Source organism: Sphingobium sp. IP1, assembly GCF_002708645.1.
Classification (GTDB): Bacteria; Pseudomonadota; Alphaproteobacteria; order Sphingomonadales; family Sphingomonadaceae; genus Sphingobium; species Sphingobium yanoikuyae.
On record NZ_NOIW01000036.1, the window covers coordinates 32,960 to 48,498 of the forward strand.

Here is a 15,539-nt window from a genome sequence, read left to right on the forward strand (position 1 = left end):
ATTTTTCTATTCATTGCGATCGGTGCGTCACCGCCCCATCCCCAGGCCGGTTAGCCGCATCGACGGGAGGGAACCGACGCACCGCTCTCATTCTTGCTGTCAGTCGCCGAACCGATAGCGGACCTCCACGCCATAGGTGCGCGGCGCGCCGTAGAATCCGCTGAAGATCCCGAGCGCCGCCGATCCGACATTGCTCGACGCCAGATATTTCTTGTCGAACAGATTACGTACGAAGAAACTGACATCCGCCTTGCTGCCACCGACGCCATTCAGGTCCAGCCGTCCATTGACCAGGTCATAAGCGGGCAGCACCTGGTCGGAAGAGCGCACCTTGCTGGAATGATAATAGTCCAGGCTAAACACGGTTTCCGCCAGCGAGGGCGGCACCGGCAACGTCCAGCGCGCGCCGGCCGTGACCGTCGTCTTCGCGACCAGATTGAACGGCACTTTGAGCGCTGCAAGATAGGATTGGAGATCGGCAGGCACCGTCAGCGAGCGCGACTTGAGGTCGAGGAAGGTCGCACCGGCGTTGAAGGACAATGTCGACGTCGGCTGGATGCGGGTCGAAAGGTCGATACCCGCGACCCGGGTCTTGCCCGCATTGACCAGCAGCGTCCCGCCGCTCGGATCATTGCTGGCGTCGCAATCGCCGTCCGGTGATTTCGGCGGATTGGTTCCGCCCGGCGTAGTCGTACTGCAACTCGCCTGCGTATTGAGGCCCGAAATGGGCACCTGCACATTATTGTACCAGCCGACAAAGGGCGACGCATTGAACTGCAATTTGACGTCGCCCATGGTGAAGTCGGAGCGGATACCGACCTCTACATCCGTCACCTTTTCCGGCGCGAACGACTGGAAGGGCGTGAGCCGCCCGGCCAGCGTCGGGCTGTTGATCCCGCCCGCACGATAGCCCCGGCGCGTCACCGCATAGAGGAAGATCGCATCCGACGCCTTCCAGTCGACGCCTGCCTGCCAGGTCAGCGCCTTGGACGAGGTCTTGTTGACGCTCGAATTGCGGATGGTTGCCGCGCCGTCCGCGCATTCTTCCGGCGAAACGACGGGCTGGTTGTTCAGGCCGCCGCCGACGCAGGCCTCGATCTTGTCCCAGGTATGGCGCACGCCCAGATTGACGTGCAGCCCGTCCGCAATCTCATAATTGACATTGCCGAACAGCGCCCGGCTCTTTTCGCTGTAGAAGCTGTAGTTGAACCGCGCGTCCGTGATGCCGGGCAGGATGAAGACGGGGATGTAGGTGCCAGACGGCCCGAGCGGCTTGCTGTCCAGATAGAAGGCGCCGACCAGCCAGTCTAGGCGATTGCCGAGCGCCGACCCCTTCAACTGCACTTCGTCGCTGATCTGCCGGACGTCGGATGTCTGGCGCCCGCCCACAATCGTCACCGGAAGCCCGGCAGGAATCGCGCCGCTGCCATCGGCGATCAAGGTAGGCAGCCCATCCACGCTGGAATAATAGTCGACCTTGGTGCGCCGATAGCCGAAGATATTGACGAAGGTGATGTCGTCGGACAGATCGAACTCGGTCCGGCTGGTGATGCCAAAACGCTTGACCTTTTCAAACGCGTCGACGTCCGAATTGATCACGCGCGGCCCGCGCGCGCGCTGCAAGGCCAGTTGCGCCAGAGCCGCCGCCGCCGTGCCCGTCGCCGTCAGCCCGTTGGGACCGGGCAGCACATTCGTCAACACCGACGCGCCGCCGACTGCATCATTATGGTAATAATCGACGATGAGCGTGTTGCGGAACGCGGCGCTCGGCTCGAACAGGATAGACCCGCGGATCGCTTGCGAATTGAGGTCGTCGGGGTCGCCGCCGATGCCGATATTCTTGGTCCAGCCATCGCGCTTCTGGATCTGGCCGGCGATGCGGATGGCCAGCGTGTCGGACATCAGCGGTATATTTACGGCGGCTTCCAGCAGCCGGGCGTCGTAATTGCCGTAGGACGCCTTGGCATATCCCCCCAGCTTATAGTCCGGCGCCGTCGGATAATACAGGATCGCGCCGCCAGTGGTGTTACGGCCGAACAGCGTCCCCTGCGGCCCCTTGAGCACTTGAACGGACGAGAGATCATAGGTCGGAATGCTGGACCCGACCGTAGGAGACGGCACTTCGGCGAAATAGCTGATGACGCCGGGCGCGCTGTTGCCGGCCAGCGCCTTGGACTGGCCACGAATGGAGAAATTGCTGTTCTCGCGCCCGCCCGAACCCGCCAGGAATACGCCCGGCGTCTTGATCAGCAGATCCTGCGTATCGCGGATATTGGCCTGCCGCAGCGAATCCGCGCCGAACGCCACGACAGAAACCGGCGTCTCCTGGATATTCTCGGCAGTGCGGCGCGCCGTCACCACGATGTCGCTGCTGTCCACCTCTTGCGGCGCGGCGGGGGATGATTGCGCCAAAGCCACCTGGGACGTCGTCAGCAACAGCCCCAAGGGCAGGATGAAACCGGATGTCTTCATTCTTCTTCTCCCTGATGGCCAGATATGACCTTTGTCTTTGAGAGCCGGTCTGTTGCCGGCCTTTCCTGTTCATGGGATCGAGGATGGATGGCCGTCGCCCCGCGCCGCGTGCCAATTTCCGTCGATCGCGTTTTCGCGGCGGCTGAATATGCCGGTCTGCCTGCGCACTATGTCGCCATCCCCTCCGCATTCCCCCGATGGATCGGGTGTGCGGCGGATAAGACGCCAATCCGCGCCTTCAATTACCTCTCGAAAGGAGGGTCCGATGGCGGTTCATGCCGATATCCACCGGATGACGTACGGTCGGGAAAGGCTGACGGCCCATGGGAGAGGAAGAGATGACCCATTTTGCAAGCGGACTGTTGATGCCCGAAGGGCCGATCGCGCAGCCCGATGGAGGCCTGATATTGGTCGAGGTACTGGGCGGACGACTGTCGCGCTTGGGACCGGACGGCGTGCGCTCCACCATAGCCAATCTGGGCGGCGGCCCGAACGGAGCGGCGATCGGGCCTGACGGGCGAATCTATGTCTGCAACAATGGCGGCTTCGACAAGCTGATCCTGCCCGACGGCGGCCTTATGCCGATCGAGGCCCCTCTCGACACGCCCCCCGGCGCGATCCAGGTCGTCGATCCCGCCAGCGGTGCTTTTGAAACTCTGTACGCCTCCACCGACGCGACTCCTTTCTGGGGACCGAACGATCTCGTGTTCGATGAAGCGGGCGGCTTCTGGTTCACCGATTTCGGCAGGGATCGCGGCGCGGCGCGCATGCGTGGCGGGCTCTATTATGCCAAGGCCGACGGGTCGGAGATTCGGCGCGCTGCCGGACCGTTGGATGGGGCGAACGGCGTCGGCCTCTCGCCCGATGGACGCACCCTATACGTCGCACTCACCTATGAAGCGCATCTGCTGCGCTATCGATTGTCGGCGCCCGGCGTGATCGACACGACGGCGTCTCCGACCCCGGACGGACACAGCATCGTCGGGCGGGCCGGGCCCGGTCAATTTCTCGACAGCCTGGCCGTAGACAGCTCCGGTCGCATATGCTGCGCCTCGCCCGGCCAAGGCGCTATATTGATCTTCCCGCCCGAGGGGGGAACGCCTCTGCAGATCGAGACCGGGGATTTCCTCACGACCAACATCTGCTTTGGCGGCAAGGACGGGCGGGTGGCCTTCGTCACGTTGGGCAGTTCCGGGAAGGTCATATGCATCGATTGGGACGTACCCGGCCTGCCTCTGGCATTCGGCTGACGCCCATCGTCGACAGCACCACCCTGCCCGCCGACAGGTCAAGCAGACAGCCATTGCTGTTCCATCGCGCCATGCCCCAGAAAAGAGCGACCATGCCGGCTGATAGCTATGACTATATCATCGTGGGAGCAGGCTCTTCCGGCTGCGTATTGGCCAATCGGCTGTCGGCCGACCCCAATGTCACGGTTCTGCTGGTGGAGGCGGGACCGGACGACAGCAGCCCGCTGATCGCCATGCCCCGCGGCATCGGCAAGCTGCTGGCGCCGGGCAATCCCCATGTCTGGGACTATGCCGTCTCGCCCGGCGGCAACGCACCGCAGGAAATATGGCTGAAGGGCCGCGCGGTGGGCGGGTCCAGTTCGGTCAACGGCATGGTCTATGTGCGCGGCGCACCGGCCGATTATGACGGCTGGGAAGCGGCGGGCTGCACCGGCTGGGGCTGGCAGACCATGGGTCGGCACTTCGTCGCGCTGGAAGATCATGCGCTGGGCGCCAAGGCGTGGCGAGGCATCGGCGGCCCACTCAAGATCAGCGTCCATCCTGCGGGCGACCCGCTGTGCGAAGCCTTCCTGATTGCCGCCGGTCAGGCCGGGACGCAACGGGTGGACGACATGAACGACATGCCGGCCGTGACCGAGGGCGGCATGGGCTATCAGCCGACATCCACCTATCGCGGCAAACGCTTCTCCGCCTCCCGCGCTTTTCTGAAGCCTGTGCGAGGCCGACCGAATCTGGATGTTTTGCCGCAGACCGACGCTCTGCGTATCCTGTTCGATGGGCAACGGGCGAGCGGCATCCTGCTGCGCAACAAGGATGGCGAGCATGAGGTCGCCGCCCGGCGGGAGATCATCCTGTCCGCAGGCGCGGTGCAGAGCCCCAAGTTGCTGCAATTGTCCGGCATCGGTCCCCGTGCCCTGCTCGAATCGCTCGGCATTCCGATCGTTGTCGATGCGCCCGGCGTCGGCGCCAACCTTCGCGAACATCGCTATCTGGGCTTCAACTACCGAGTCCGGGGGAACAGCCTGAACCAGAAACTGTCCGGCCTGGGCCTCATCATGTCGGCTTTGCGCTATGCTTTCGGATCGAAAGGCCCACTGACCCATGCAGCGCATGAAGTGGGCGGTTTCGTCAAGACCGATGCCACGCTCGACCGGCCGGATGCGCAGGTTGGCATGGGCCTCTATTCCTTCCGCACGGACGACAAGGGGGCGGTGGCGCTCGATCCTTATCCCGGCATGACCGTCATCGCCTATTATATGCGGCCCGACAGCCAGGGCCATGTCCGGATCAGTTCGGCCGATCCGGACGTGCCGCCGGTTATCGACGCCAATCATCTGGCCGCCGATGCCGACCGACGCCATTTCGTCGCCCTGTTCCGCTGGCTCCGGCGCCTCGCGCAACAGCCCGCGCTCAAGGACTGGATCGTCGAGGAAACGGGCAAGACCGTCGGCATAGAGGCGGACGAGGATATTCTGGCCAACGCGATTACCCTTGGCGGCACATCCTTCCACATTTGCGGGACGTGCCGCATGGGCGCGGATGACGCCTCCGTCGTCGACCCGCAGCTTCGCGTGCGCGGCGTCACCGGCCTGCGGGTCGTCGACACGTCCATCATGCCGACGATCGTGTCGGGCAACACCAATGCGCCGGCCATGGCCATCGCGCTCAACGCCGCGGACATGATCCTGCGGCCCGATCAGGAACCTGTGATATGACCGTGCCATTCACCACCCTCGACAGGCTCTACATCGATGGCGTCTGGGTCGATGGCGGCAGCGAACGCGACGCCATCATCAATCCCGCCACCGAAGCGGTGATCGGCCACGCGCCCGTCGGCAATGCCGCCACAATGGACGCCGCGATCGCCGCCGCGCGCGATGCGTTCGACACGGGCATCTGGCCGCGCATGGCCATGTCCGAACGCGCAACCTACCTGCGCCGGATGCATGGCGCGCTGGATGCCCGCAGGCAGCAGATCGCGGCGCTGATCGTCGCGGAAGTCGGCTGTTCGCAGGGCATCACCCACGGTATGCAGGTCGCCAATCCGCTCGACCATCTGCTGGCCGCGCTCGACCATTCGACGCGCGACGACAGCGTCCGCCTACCGATCGACATCACCCCCGATCCCTTCAACCCCGACGGACCCAAGAAGATCGGCGGGACGACCGTGGTGCGCGAACCGGTGGGCGTCGTCGCGGCCATCACCGGCTATAATTTCCCCTTCCTCATCAATCTGGCGAAGATCGTGCCCGCGCTGCTCGCCGGCAATACGCTGGTCTTGAAGCCGTCGCCCTTCACCCCTTTTTCCGCGCTGCTGTTCGGCGAGATCGCCGAGGAAATCGGCCTGCCCAGGGGCGTGCTGAATGTCGTCACCGGCGGGCCGGAGGTCGGCACGAGCCTGACCAGCGATCCGCGCGTCGACCTCGTCACCTTCACCGGGTCCGAAGGCGTGGGCGCCGCGATCATGGCGCAGGCAGCGCCCACGTTGAAGCGCGTGCACCTGGAACTGGGCGGCAAGTCCGCGCTGATCGTCCGTCATGACGCCGACGTCGCCCGCGCCGCCAGCATGGCGGTCGCGGTCCTTTCGGTCAATGCGGGCCAGGGCTGCGCCCTGCTGACGCGCCTCGTCGTCCATAACAGCATCCGCAAGACCTTCGTCGAAACCGCTTGCGCCATCGCCAGCCAGTTCAGGATCGGCGATCCTGCCGATCCAACCGTGGCGATGGGTCCGCTGATCCGCGAATCCCAGCGGGAAAAGGTCGAAAGGCTGATCGCCATCGGCCGCGACGAAGGCGCACGGATCGTGCATGGTGGCGGGCGTCCGGCGGGCCTCGACAAGGGCTTCTTCACCGACATCACCATCTTCGACGATGTCGACAACAGGATGACGATCGCCCAGGAAGAGGTGTTCGGCCCGGTCGGCACCGTCATCGGCTTCGATACCGACGAAGAGGCGATCCGCATCGCCAACGACAGCCGCTATGGCCTGAACGGCGGCATCGAAACCGCCGACGCCGCCAAAGGCTATGAGATGGCGATGCAGATCCGCGCCGGCAGCGTCATGCTCAACGGCGGCACGGGGCGCATGACCTATGCGCCGATCGGCGGCTACAAGCGGTCCGGCGTCGGACGGGAATATGGTCCCGACTGGCTGCACGAATATCAAAATCAGAAGTCGGTCTTCTACCCCGTCGGCCGATAGAGAAGCCGCCTAGCCGGCGGTGATGCCGCCATCGACCGCCCAGCAGGCGCCATGCACATGGCGCGCGCGATCGGACGCGAGGAACAGGAGCGGTTCGGCCACATCCTCGGGCGGGCATGGCGGGCGCAGGCCCGTATAGCGCGCGAGCAGCCGGGGATCGGCGAAATCGGGGAAGGCCATGCCCTGCGTCATTTCCGTCCGCATCGGGCCGGGCGAGAGGATGTTGATCCGCACGGGACTGTCCATCATCTCCATCGCGAGCGACAGAGTCAGACCGACCAGTCCGAATTTGGAGGCGGCATAGGGCGCCAGATAGGCCTGTCCCATGAAACCGGCGGTCGATGCGACGCAGACGATATTGCCCCTGCTCTCGATAAGGTGCGGCATAGCCGCCTGCATGAGGAAAAAGGGTCCGGACAGGTTGGAGGCGATGGTCCGGTGCCATTCCTCCTCCCGAATGTCGGACAGGCGGTCGAACATGACGTCGGCGGCGATATTGCACAGCACGTCCAGCCTGCCGAAGGCCGTCATCGCGCCTTCGATCACCTTAACGCAGCCGCGCGGTTCGCCCAGGTCGCAAGCCAGTTCGACACATCGGCCGCCCGCATCGCGGATCAGACGCCCGGTCTCTTCCAGCTTCGCCCGCCTGCGCCCAACCAGGCACAGCGCCGCGCCTTCCCGCGCGAACGCTAGGCTCGCAGCCCGGCCCAGCCCCGATCCGGCGCCGGTGACCAGTACGACCTTGCCCGCAAAGTCCATGCGCTCCCCCCTTCCCAAAACGCGGCCGGGAAAATGCCGGGCCCTGTGTTCGTCATAGCGGGGCGGGCGTAGCGACCATCCTTTCGCCCGACGGGGTCGATCCCGTCACCAGCGCCGTCGCCATTGCGCGCCCCGCCGGCGGTGACGGATCACCTCGTCCCGCTCGTCCGGCGTGACCAGTGGCGTGTCGTCGGGAAGATGCGACCGAAGCTCTGAGGCCGGCACGATCCTGAGCGTCGGTTCCGGCCCGGAACTCGCGCCGGTCCAGCGCAGCATCAACGATCCTTCCCGGCGGCCGGCGGGATCGAGCCAGTTGGGCACGCCCGGATCGTCCAGGGCGATGACGGCGCGGAAGCGGCCGTCACTGTCCAGTCGCGCCTGCACGGCGTTGAGGCTGCTCTGATGGTTGATCCAGTCGATCGTGTTCCAAAGCGGATCGTTGAGCTGCACGTTCCAGTAGCGCACCGGGTCGGGCACCGCCGTATCGATGATCATCGCCTCGCCGGGTTCCAGCCGGAAGATGCCCTGATAATAATGCTGCCCGGCCACGCCGCCGCGACCGGCCCAGTCGTCATATTCCAGCCTGTTGACGAAACCCTGCGCCCGCTGCCGCTGGCCATAGCCCAGGGCAAATGTCGCATAGCGTTCGACGAAGGCCGACAGGCGGTCGAGCCGGTGGGTGATCTCGGCTGCTGGCACCGGGCCGCCGCCCACGCGCCGGTCGACCCGTTCGATCGCGATGCGCAGATCGCGCCCCGCGCCCCAGTCATAATAGGCATGGCGCAGGCCGATGGTGACGGCGCGCGGGTCGAGCGCGAACCAGTCGCCCGCATGACCCTCCGGCCGCTCCCCGCCCAACAGAATGTCGAAGCTGCCGTCCGGGCCCAATGTGCAGGCATCCAGATCGATCATGCCCACCGAAGGCCCCAGATCTTCCATCGGTCCCAGGCCGCCCGCGACCAGATCGAGGAACACGAACACCCCGTCCCCGCGCGTGCCGGACAGCCTGTAGACGCCGCCGCCGTCGATCCGCGCCGCGCCATAGATGAAGTCGGGATTGACCCCGACCGTGTTGAGGATGCTGCTGACCGACGGCGCGAAATCGGGATGGTCGGGATCGGAGAAGGCCGTCTGATAGCCGGTGGCCAGGATGGCGAACAACAGCCGATGCGCCTCCGCCCGGGCCTGCGGATCGCCGGGATCGGCCAGCCTGTCCAGCACGCCTTCCGCCCCGGCGATCCGCTCCAGCCAGGCGCGCCATTGCGACGGTTCAAAGATAGGCATGGTAGGTCTCGATATATTCCGCGAACCGGTCGCGCACCTGGTCGGCGGTCAGGCCATAATCGGCCAGCGTATAGCTGCGCGGCCCATGCTTGCCCGCCGGATTCTCCCGCAGCCAGCCCACTATGCCGGCCTCCGAGTCCGGCGTGAAATCCCAGCCGAAATGATCATAGGCGGCCCGGATGGTCGAGACCGGGTCCGCGACCAGATCCTTGTAGCGCATGTCGTAGATCGGCAGGTCCGGATGCGCCTTGCGATAGTCCATGCAGCATTTCACCCCGTCCCACCAGAGTTGCAGGAATTCGGCGCCCAGTGCGTGCAGGTCGAGCCGGTCGTAGGACGGCCCCCGGATGACACTGATCAGTTGCGAGATGGACGCGATGACGGTGGTCGGGTCGCGATGCGGCTGGATGAAGAGCGCATCGGGATAGACGCTGCGCAGCGCCGGGAGCTTGTACATATGCTCCTGTATCTTGAGCACCCAATGCCGGCCGGGATGGCGCCAGCCCAGATGCTGAAGCCACATCTTGTGGACATCGTAGCGGAAGGTCGCGTCGATGCCCTTGAACCAGTCGTAGAAGCGGGGAAGATGCTGGAACATGCAGGGATTGCTGCTCTGAAACGAGGTCGTCATGAACGACCCGCATTCCTGCGGTATCCTGGCGCCCAGCGGATGGGCCTTGAGCAGTTCGTCGGCACACCCGCCCAGTTGCGCGCGCAGATGTTCGTCGAAACGGGCGATGCGCGGGTCCGTATCGGCGGTAGCCGCTTCGGGCGGCGGCGATGGCTCGGCCACTTCCCACATCAGCGGCGTGCGCACCTGCGGGTCACCCTCCATCAGCGCGTGCAGGAAACTGGTACCGCACCGGGGCAGGCCGAGGATGAAGAGCGGCTGCCGGATTTCGACGTCGGCGATTTCGGGATAGCGCGCCCGGTCGTCGGCGATCGCCTTCAGCCGGGACAGGTCGTCGGCGATGATGTGCAGCGCCCGGGCATGCCCATTCGCGTTGAGCGCCCGGTCTTCCGCCATCGAAGCGAGCAGTTGCTTCAGCCCGGGCCGCACATTGTCGCGCAGATAATCGGGCAGCGGATATTGCGCTAGGAGCGCGTCCGCGTCCGGAAATCCAAATGTCATTGCCATCCTCTCTCAAACCGGTCTTACGACCATTTTCGCCAGGATGAGCGGTTCGTACACAGATGCAAAGCGCGGGTGGCGCGGATGTCGCCTATCGAAAACAGATGTCGGAAATTGCGGTCACATCGATCGGCGCTCAGTGAATCAAAAGCCGGTCACGGAACTGCTGCGGCGAGCAGCCTTCCATCTGGCGAAAGGCCACGCTAAAACTTGCCGTATTGGCGAACCCGCAACGATAGGCGATCTCCTTGACCAGAAGCGACCGGTTCATCAGCAGGTCCTTCGCCAGGGCCAGCATATGACGACGGCAAAAGGCCGCGGGACTTTCGCCCGCCGCGGCGCGGAACAGGCGTTCATAGTGCCGGACGCTGACCCCTCTTTCCATCGCTAGCTGCGCTATCTCGACCTTGCCGGGCTGCTCTCGGATATGGGCGACAAGGCTGGCCAGATAGCGCTGGTCCAACGCTGGACCCCTGGAGAAGTCCGATCGCGTTTCCGGGCCGAATTGCTGCACTATTTCGGCGGCCAATCCCATGCTGATCGAATCCAGGATGAGCTGCGAACATAGCCCTGGCGCCATCATTTCCTGCTGTGCCCGCAGCAAGAGCGCCCTGACATGGGGATTGCGCATATCGATGGTATCGCGCAGTTGTCGGTCGGACAGTTCCATCGACAATCCGGTAAGCGCGCAGACATCTATTCGACAAAAAAGCGATCTCTGTTCGCGCTCCTCCCAATGCATCTGGAACGGCCGCGCCCAGGGATAGAAGCGCACTTCTCCCTGGGCACAAAAGTCGGCTGCGGAAGCGAGGTAACGGCCCATGGAGGGAAAGCGTGTCACCTCGAAATAGCTGCACGGCGGCGTGAAAGCGATCTCCCTACGCTCCCGCCAGAAAAAACGGCGCACTTCAAAGCGCGCGCCCATCGCCGCGACGGCGGCATCGAGCGACGTCTCGAACTCCTGCGGAAATAGGAAATCCAGGCTTGCGCGATCCGCAGGACCGGAAGCCTCGAAAGATTCCGTCGGCATATCGACTTTCTCCTGCATCCCCGTCCTTGATGATCTCGATCATACGCAACCCATCCATTCTGGGAAGGCCGACGATCAACGCACGACCTGCATGACGGGATCGCTATTCATTTGGCGTTTTCCATGCTGATCCAGCAAATGAATTGCCGCGCTTATATTGCTACCGAGCAGACACTATCAATTGCTATCGGCAGGAACGTCATGACCAAGTCGCCGCAAGTGGCGCTCACGCATCTCGAGCGTTTGGAGTCGGAGAGCATACACATATTGCGGGAGGTTGTGGCGGAGGCTGAGAAGCCTGTGATGCTTTACTCTGTGGGCAAGGATTCGGCGGTGATGCTGCATCTGGCGCGCAAGGCTTTTTATCCTTCGCCGCCGCCTTTTCCGCTGCTGCATGTCGACACGACCTGGAAGTTTCAGGCGATGTACGAGTTGCGCGACCGGATGGCGCGGGAGAGCGGCATGGAGTTGCTGGTCTATCAGAACCCCGAAGCGGCCGAGCGGGGGATCAACCCGTTCGATCATGGCGCGCTGCACACCGACATGTGGAAGACGGAGGGCCTGAAGCAGGCGCTCAATCTCTATGGCTTCGACGCGGCGTTCGGCGGCGCGCGGCGGGACGAGGAGAAGAGCCGGGCCAAGGAGCGCATCTTCTCCTTCCGCACCGCGTCGCACGGCTGGGACCCCAAGAACCAGCGGCCCGAACTGTGGAACCTCTACAACGCCCGCAAGAATAAGGGCGAGAGCATCCGGGTGTTCCCGATCAGCAACTGGACCGAGCTGGACATCTGGCAATATATCCATTTGAACGACGTGCCGATCGTGCCGCTCTATTTCGCCGACCAGCGCCCGACCGTGAAGCGCGACGGCATGTTGCTGATGGTCGATGACGAACGCTTTCCGTTACAGCCGGGCGAGGAGCCGGTGATGCGCTCGATCCGCTTCCGCACCTTGGGCTGCTATCCGCTGACCGGCGCGGTCGAGAGCGAGGCGAAGACATTGCCGGACGTAATCCAGGAGACGCTGCTGACCACCACGAGCGAGCGGCAGGGCCGCGCGATCGACAAGGATGCCGGCGGCGCGGGGATGGAGAAGAAGAAGCAGGAGGGTTACTTCTGATGTCGGACCAGGATGTCATTTACAAGACCGACGCGCTGATCGCGCAGGACATCGACCAATATCTCAAAGTGCATGAGCATAAGACGATGCTGCGCTTCATCACCTGCGGGTCGGTGGACGACGGCAAGTCGACGCTGATCGGCCGGCTGCTCTATGACAGCAAGATGATCTTCGAGGATCAGCTGGCCGCGCTGGAAGCCGACAGCAAGAAGGTCGGCACGCAAGGAGGCGAGATCGACTTCGCCCTGCTGGTCGACGGTCTCGCCGCCGAGCGTGAACAGGGCATCACCATCGACGTCGCCTATCGCTTCTTCGCCACCGAAAAGCGCAAGTTCATCGTCGCCGACACCCCCGGCCACGAACAATATACCCGCAACATGGTGACCGGCGCCTCGACCGCCGACCTTGCCGTCATCCTGATCGACGCGCGCAAGGGGGTGCTGACCCAGACCCGGCGGCACAGCTATCTGGCGCATCTGATCGGCATCCAGAATATCGTGCTGGCCATCAACAAGATGGATCTGGTCGATTATGACCAGGCGGTCTATGACGGCATCCTCAAGGATTATAGCGAGTTCGCCCGCTCGATCGGCATCGCGACCTTCACGCCGATCCCGATTTCGGGGTTCAAGGGCGACAATATTACCGGCCCGTCGGACAATATGCCCTGGTATAAGGGACCGGCGCTGATCGCGCATCTGGAGAGCGTCGAGGTCAACAGCGCCACCGACGCGGGCAAGCCCTTCCGTATGCCGGTGCAATGGGTGAACCGCCCGAACCTGGACTTTCGCGGCTTTTCCGGCCTGATCGCCACTGGTGCGGTCCGGCCGGGCGACGCGGTCCGCGTGCTGCCTTCGGGCAAGACCAGCACGATCAGCCGGATCGTCACGCTGGATGGCGATCTGGACGTCGCGGTGGCGGGTCAGTCGGTGACGCTCTGCTTCGCCGATGAGGTCGACTGCTCGCGCGGCGACGTGATCGCGCTGGCGGACAATCCGCCGCAGGCCGCGGACCAGTTCGAAGCCAGCATCGTCTGGATGGCGGATGAGGCGATGCTGCCCGGCCGGCCCTATTGGCTCAAGATCGGCACGCAGACCGTCACCGCCACGATCCAGCAGCCCAAATATCAGGTCAACGTCAACGATGCCGGGGGGGTGGGGTCACATCTGGCGGCCAAGACGCTGGAACTGAACGCGATCGGCGTCGCCAACCTGTCGACCGACAGGCAGATCGTGTTCGAACCCTATGCGGCGAACCGCACGCTGGGCGGCTTCGTGGTTGTAGACAAGATCAGCAACGCCACGGTGGCGGCGGGGATGCTGCACTTCTCGCTGCGGCGGGCGCAAAATGTCCATGGGCGGGCGCCCGCCGTCGGCCGCGACTTCCAGGCGGGCCTCAAGAACCAGAGGCCGGCCGTGCTGTGGTTCACCGGCCTGTGGGGGGCGGGCAAGTCGACCATCGCCAATCTGGTGGAGAAGAAGCTCGCCAGAATGAACCGCCACACCTTCCTGCTCGACGGCGACAATGTCCGCCATGGGCTGAACAAGGATCTGGGCTTCACCGATGCCGACCGGGTGGAGAATATCCGCCGCGTGGGCGAAGTGGCCAAGCTGATGACCGATGCGGGGCTGATCGTGATCACCGCCTTCATCTCGCCCTTCCGCGCCGAGCGCGACATGGTGCGGCAGATGATGCAGCCGGGCGAATTTGTCGAGGTGCATATCGACACGCCGCTGGCCGATGCCGAGGCGCGCGACGTCAAGGGCCTCTACAAGAAGGCACGATCGGGGGAGTTGAAGAACTTCACCGGCATCGACAGCCCCTATGAAGCGCCCGAAGACCCCGAAATCCGCGTCGACACCACGAAGCTGACGGCGGAAGAGGCGGCCGACGCCATCGTCGCGAGGCTGATCCCATGAGCGCGCAGATCGACCTGTCGGCGATGACCGACGCCGATCTGGCCGCCCATCTGGCGCAGGTCGCCGGGCGCATCCTGCAAGAGGTGCGCGGGTCCGGCCTGTTCAGCGCCAGGGCGCTGGGCAAGGCCGGGGACCAGACCGCCAACCAGTTCCTCTGCGACGCGCTGCGCGAAGTGCGGCCCGACGACGGGCTGCTCTCCGAAGAGGAGAAGGACAATGAAGCGCGGCTCGCCAAAAGCCGGGTGTGGATCGTCGACCCGGTCGACGGCACGCGCGAATATGGCGAGGCGCGGGCCGACTGGGCGGTGCATGTGGGTCTGGCCATCGACGGCCAGCCCGCCATCGGCGCGGTGGCGCTGCCCGATCATTACGGCGGCACGGTGCTGCGCTCCGACCAGCCGCGCGCGGTGCCGCCCGCGCCCGAAACGCTGCGCATGGTGGTCAGCCGCACCCGCCCCGCGAAGGAAGCGGTCGCGGTCGCGGAGAAACTGGGCGCCGAACTGGTCCCCATGGGCAGCGCAGGGGCCAAGGCCATGGCCGTCATCCTGGGCCAAGCCGACATCTATCTCCACTCCGGCGGCCAATATGAATGGGACTCCATGGCCCCCGTCGCCGTCGCCGCAGCCCACGGCCTCCACTGCTCCCGCATCGACGGAGCACCGCTCCTCTATAACCAACGCGACGTCTACCTCCCTGACCTCCTCATCTGCCGAAAGGACATGGCCGGGCGTATCCTGGAACTGGTCGCCGAAGGGGGGAAGGAAGCAGGAGGTAGGATTCCAGCACCCCGTACTCCCTAGTTTTAACCGTTCCGAATGCGGGCGGCAGACACACCCAATACCCGCACCTGGATGATCGATCTACCCTGAAAAGACCTGGCCCCTGTAGCCTTACGCGGCCACTCCGTCATTTTCTGATTCCTTTCAGCATGCGCGCCGCTGCGTTGGAGGACGGCGCGAGCTTGCGACCGTAGCGAAGCGCGGTCGCGGTCGCGGTCCATCGCAGCGCCTACGCGATCGGCCCTGCATCCTCGCCGCTGGCAAACAAATCTTGAGTCAGCCCCACCCGCAGGGAATGATCTGCCCCCTGCTGAGTGGCCCAGAGACTATGATAGTCTGGACCACGAAAGGGACGACAGATGCCATTCAAGAAGCACAAGCCGGAAGAGATCATCGGCAAGCTGCGTGAAGTTGAGATCGTGCTGGCGCAGGGGGCTTCGACCGCCGAAGCCTGCCGTCGGATCGGGGTCAGCGAGCAGACCTATTATCTCTATGGACGGCTCTCCCTTTGCAAGCGGCATTGAAACGTTCTGCGTGGATCAGTTGCAAACATCTATCCGGCGTCAGCTGGTTGTCCAGAGCGCCCAAATGGG

The 15,539-nt window shown here is 64.2% G+C and carries 11 protein-coding genes and 2 pseudogenes; 7 read left to right on the plus strand and 6 right to left on the minus strand.

The annotated features are described in order from the left end of the window. Nucleotides 1-99: 99 nt before the first annotated feature. Nucleotides 100-2,472 carry a TonB-dependent receptor gene (locus CG471_RS14255; protein ID WP_099232261.1) on the minus strand — a complete coding sequence of 791 codons (2,373 nt, stop codon included), beginning with the start codon at nucleotides 2,470-2,472 and terminating at the stop codon, nucleotides 100-102. A gap of 338 nt (nucleotides 2,473-2,810) precedes the next feature. On the opposite strand from CG471_RS14255, the gene CG471_RS14260 reads away from it, so the two are divergent. From CG471_RS14260 to CG471_RS14270, 3 genes are all read left to right on the plus strand, one after another. Then, the gene (locus CG471_RS14260; RefSeq protein WP_099232262.1) at nucleotides 2,811-3,722 is read left to right on the plus strand and encodes an SMP-30/gluconolactonase/LRE family protein; all 912 of its coding nucleotides are present in this window, start codon (nucleotides 2,811-2,813) and stop codon (nucleotides 3,720-3,722) included. A gap of 92 nt (nucleotides 3,723-3,814) precedes the next feature. Then, on the plus strand, nucleotides 3,815-5,437 hold the full coding sequence (locus CG471_RS14265; protein ID WP_099232271.1) for a GMC family oxidoreductase: 1,623 nt from the start codon (nucleotides 3,815-3,817) through the stop codon (nucleotides 5,435-5,437). Next, complete coding sequence (locus CG471_RS14270) at nucleotides 5,434-6,924, plus strand: aldehyde dehydrogenase family protein (protein ID WP_099232263.1); 1,491 nt, start codon at nucleotides 5,434-5,436, stop codon at nucleotides 6,922-6,924. Before CG471_RS14265 ends, CG471_RS14270 begins: the two co-directional genes overlap by 4 nt. A 9-nt stretch (nucleotides 6,925-6,933) precedes the next feature. Here the strand turns inward: CG471_RS14270 and CG471_RS14275 are convergent, their stop codons facing one another. The 4 genes from CG471_RS14275 to CG471_RS31360 all read right to left on the minus strand — a co-directional run bounded on the left by CG471_RS14275 (nucleotide 6,934) and on the right by CG471_RS31360 (nucleotide 11,147). Then, the gene (locus CG471_RS14275; protein ID WP_099232264.1) at nucleotides 6,934-7,683 is read right to left on the minus strand and encodes an SDR family NAD(P)-dependent oxidoreductase; all 750 of its coding nucleotides are present in this window, start codon (nucleotides 7,681-7,683) and stop codon (nucleotides 6,934-6,936) included. Between the two features lie 105 nt (nucleotides 7,684-7,788). Then, nucleotides 7,789-8,967: a hypothetical protein gene (locus CG471_RS14280; RefSeq protein ID WP_257211550.1), complete on the minus strand. Its 1,179-nt coding sequence runs from the start codon at nucleotides 8,965-8,967 to the stop codon at nucleotides 7,789-7,791. Then, nucleotides 8,954-10,099 carry a sulfotransferase gene (locus CG471_RS14285; protein ID WP_257211551.1) on the minus strand — a complete coding sequence of 382 codons (1,146 nt, stop codon included), beginning with the start codon at nucleotides 10,097-10,099 and terminating at the stop codon, nucleotides 8,954-8,956. Before CG471_RS14285 ends, CG471_RS14280 begins: the two co-directional genes overlap by 14 nt. A gap of 136 nt (nucleotides 10,100-10,235) precedes the next feature. Then, complete coding sequence (locus CG471_RS31360) at nucleotides 10,236-11,147, minus strand: AraC family transcriptional regulator (RefSeq protein WP_257211552.1); 912 nt, start codon at nucleotides 11,145-11,147, stop codon at nucleotides 10,236-10,238. A gap of 183 nt (nucleotides 11,148-11,330) precedes the next feature. On the opposite strand from CG471_RS31360, the gene cysD reads away from it, so the two are divergent. The 3 genes from cysD to CG471_RS14305 are packed head-to-tail and all read left to right on the plus strand — an operon-like array spanning nucleotide 11,331 to nucleotide 14,967. Continuing rightward, on the plus strand, nucleotides 11,331-12,248 hold the full coding sequence (gene cysD, locus CG471_RS14295) for a sulfate adenylyltransferase subunit CysD (RefSeq protein ID WP_099232266.1): 918 nt from the start codon (nucleotides 11,331-11,333) through the stop codon (nucleotides 12,246-12,248). Continuing rightward, nucleotides 12,248-14,167, plus strand: coding sequence for a sulfate adenylyltransferase subunit CysN (gene cysN, locus CG471_RS14300; protein ID WP_099232267.1), 1,920 nt, complete (start codon nucleotides 12,248-12,250; stop codon nucleotides 14,165-14,167). The genes cysD and cysN overlap by 1 nt, the downstream gene beginning before the upstream one ends. Before the next feature lie 23 nt (nucleotides 14,168-14,190). Beyond that, nucleotides 14,191-14,967, plus strand: a complete 777-nt coding sequence (locus CG471_RS14305; RefSeq protein WP_099232274.1) for a 3'(2'),5'-bisphosphate nucleotidase CysQ — start codon at nucleotides 14,191-14,193, stop codon at nucleotides 14,965-14,967. 106 nt (nucleotides 14,968-15,073) lie between these two features. Here the strand turns inward: CG471_RS14305 and CG471_RS31365 are convergent. Beyond that, nucleotides 15,074-15,244: pseudogene (locus CG471_RS31365) on the minus strand (integrase); the annotation flags it as partial. A 61-nt stretch (nucleotides 15,245-15,305) separates the two neighbouring features. Here CG471_RS31365 and CG471_RS14315 point away from each other — a divergent pair. Continuing rightward, nucleotides 15,306-15,434: pseudogene (locus CG471_RS14315) on the plus strand (transposase); the annotation flags it as partial. Nucleotides 15,435-15,539 lie beyond the last annotated feature (105 nt).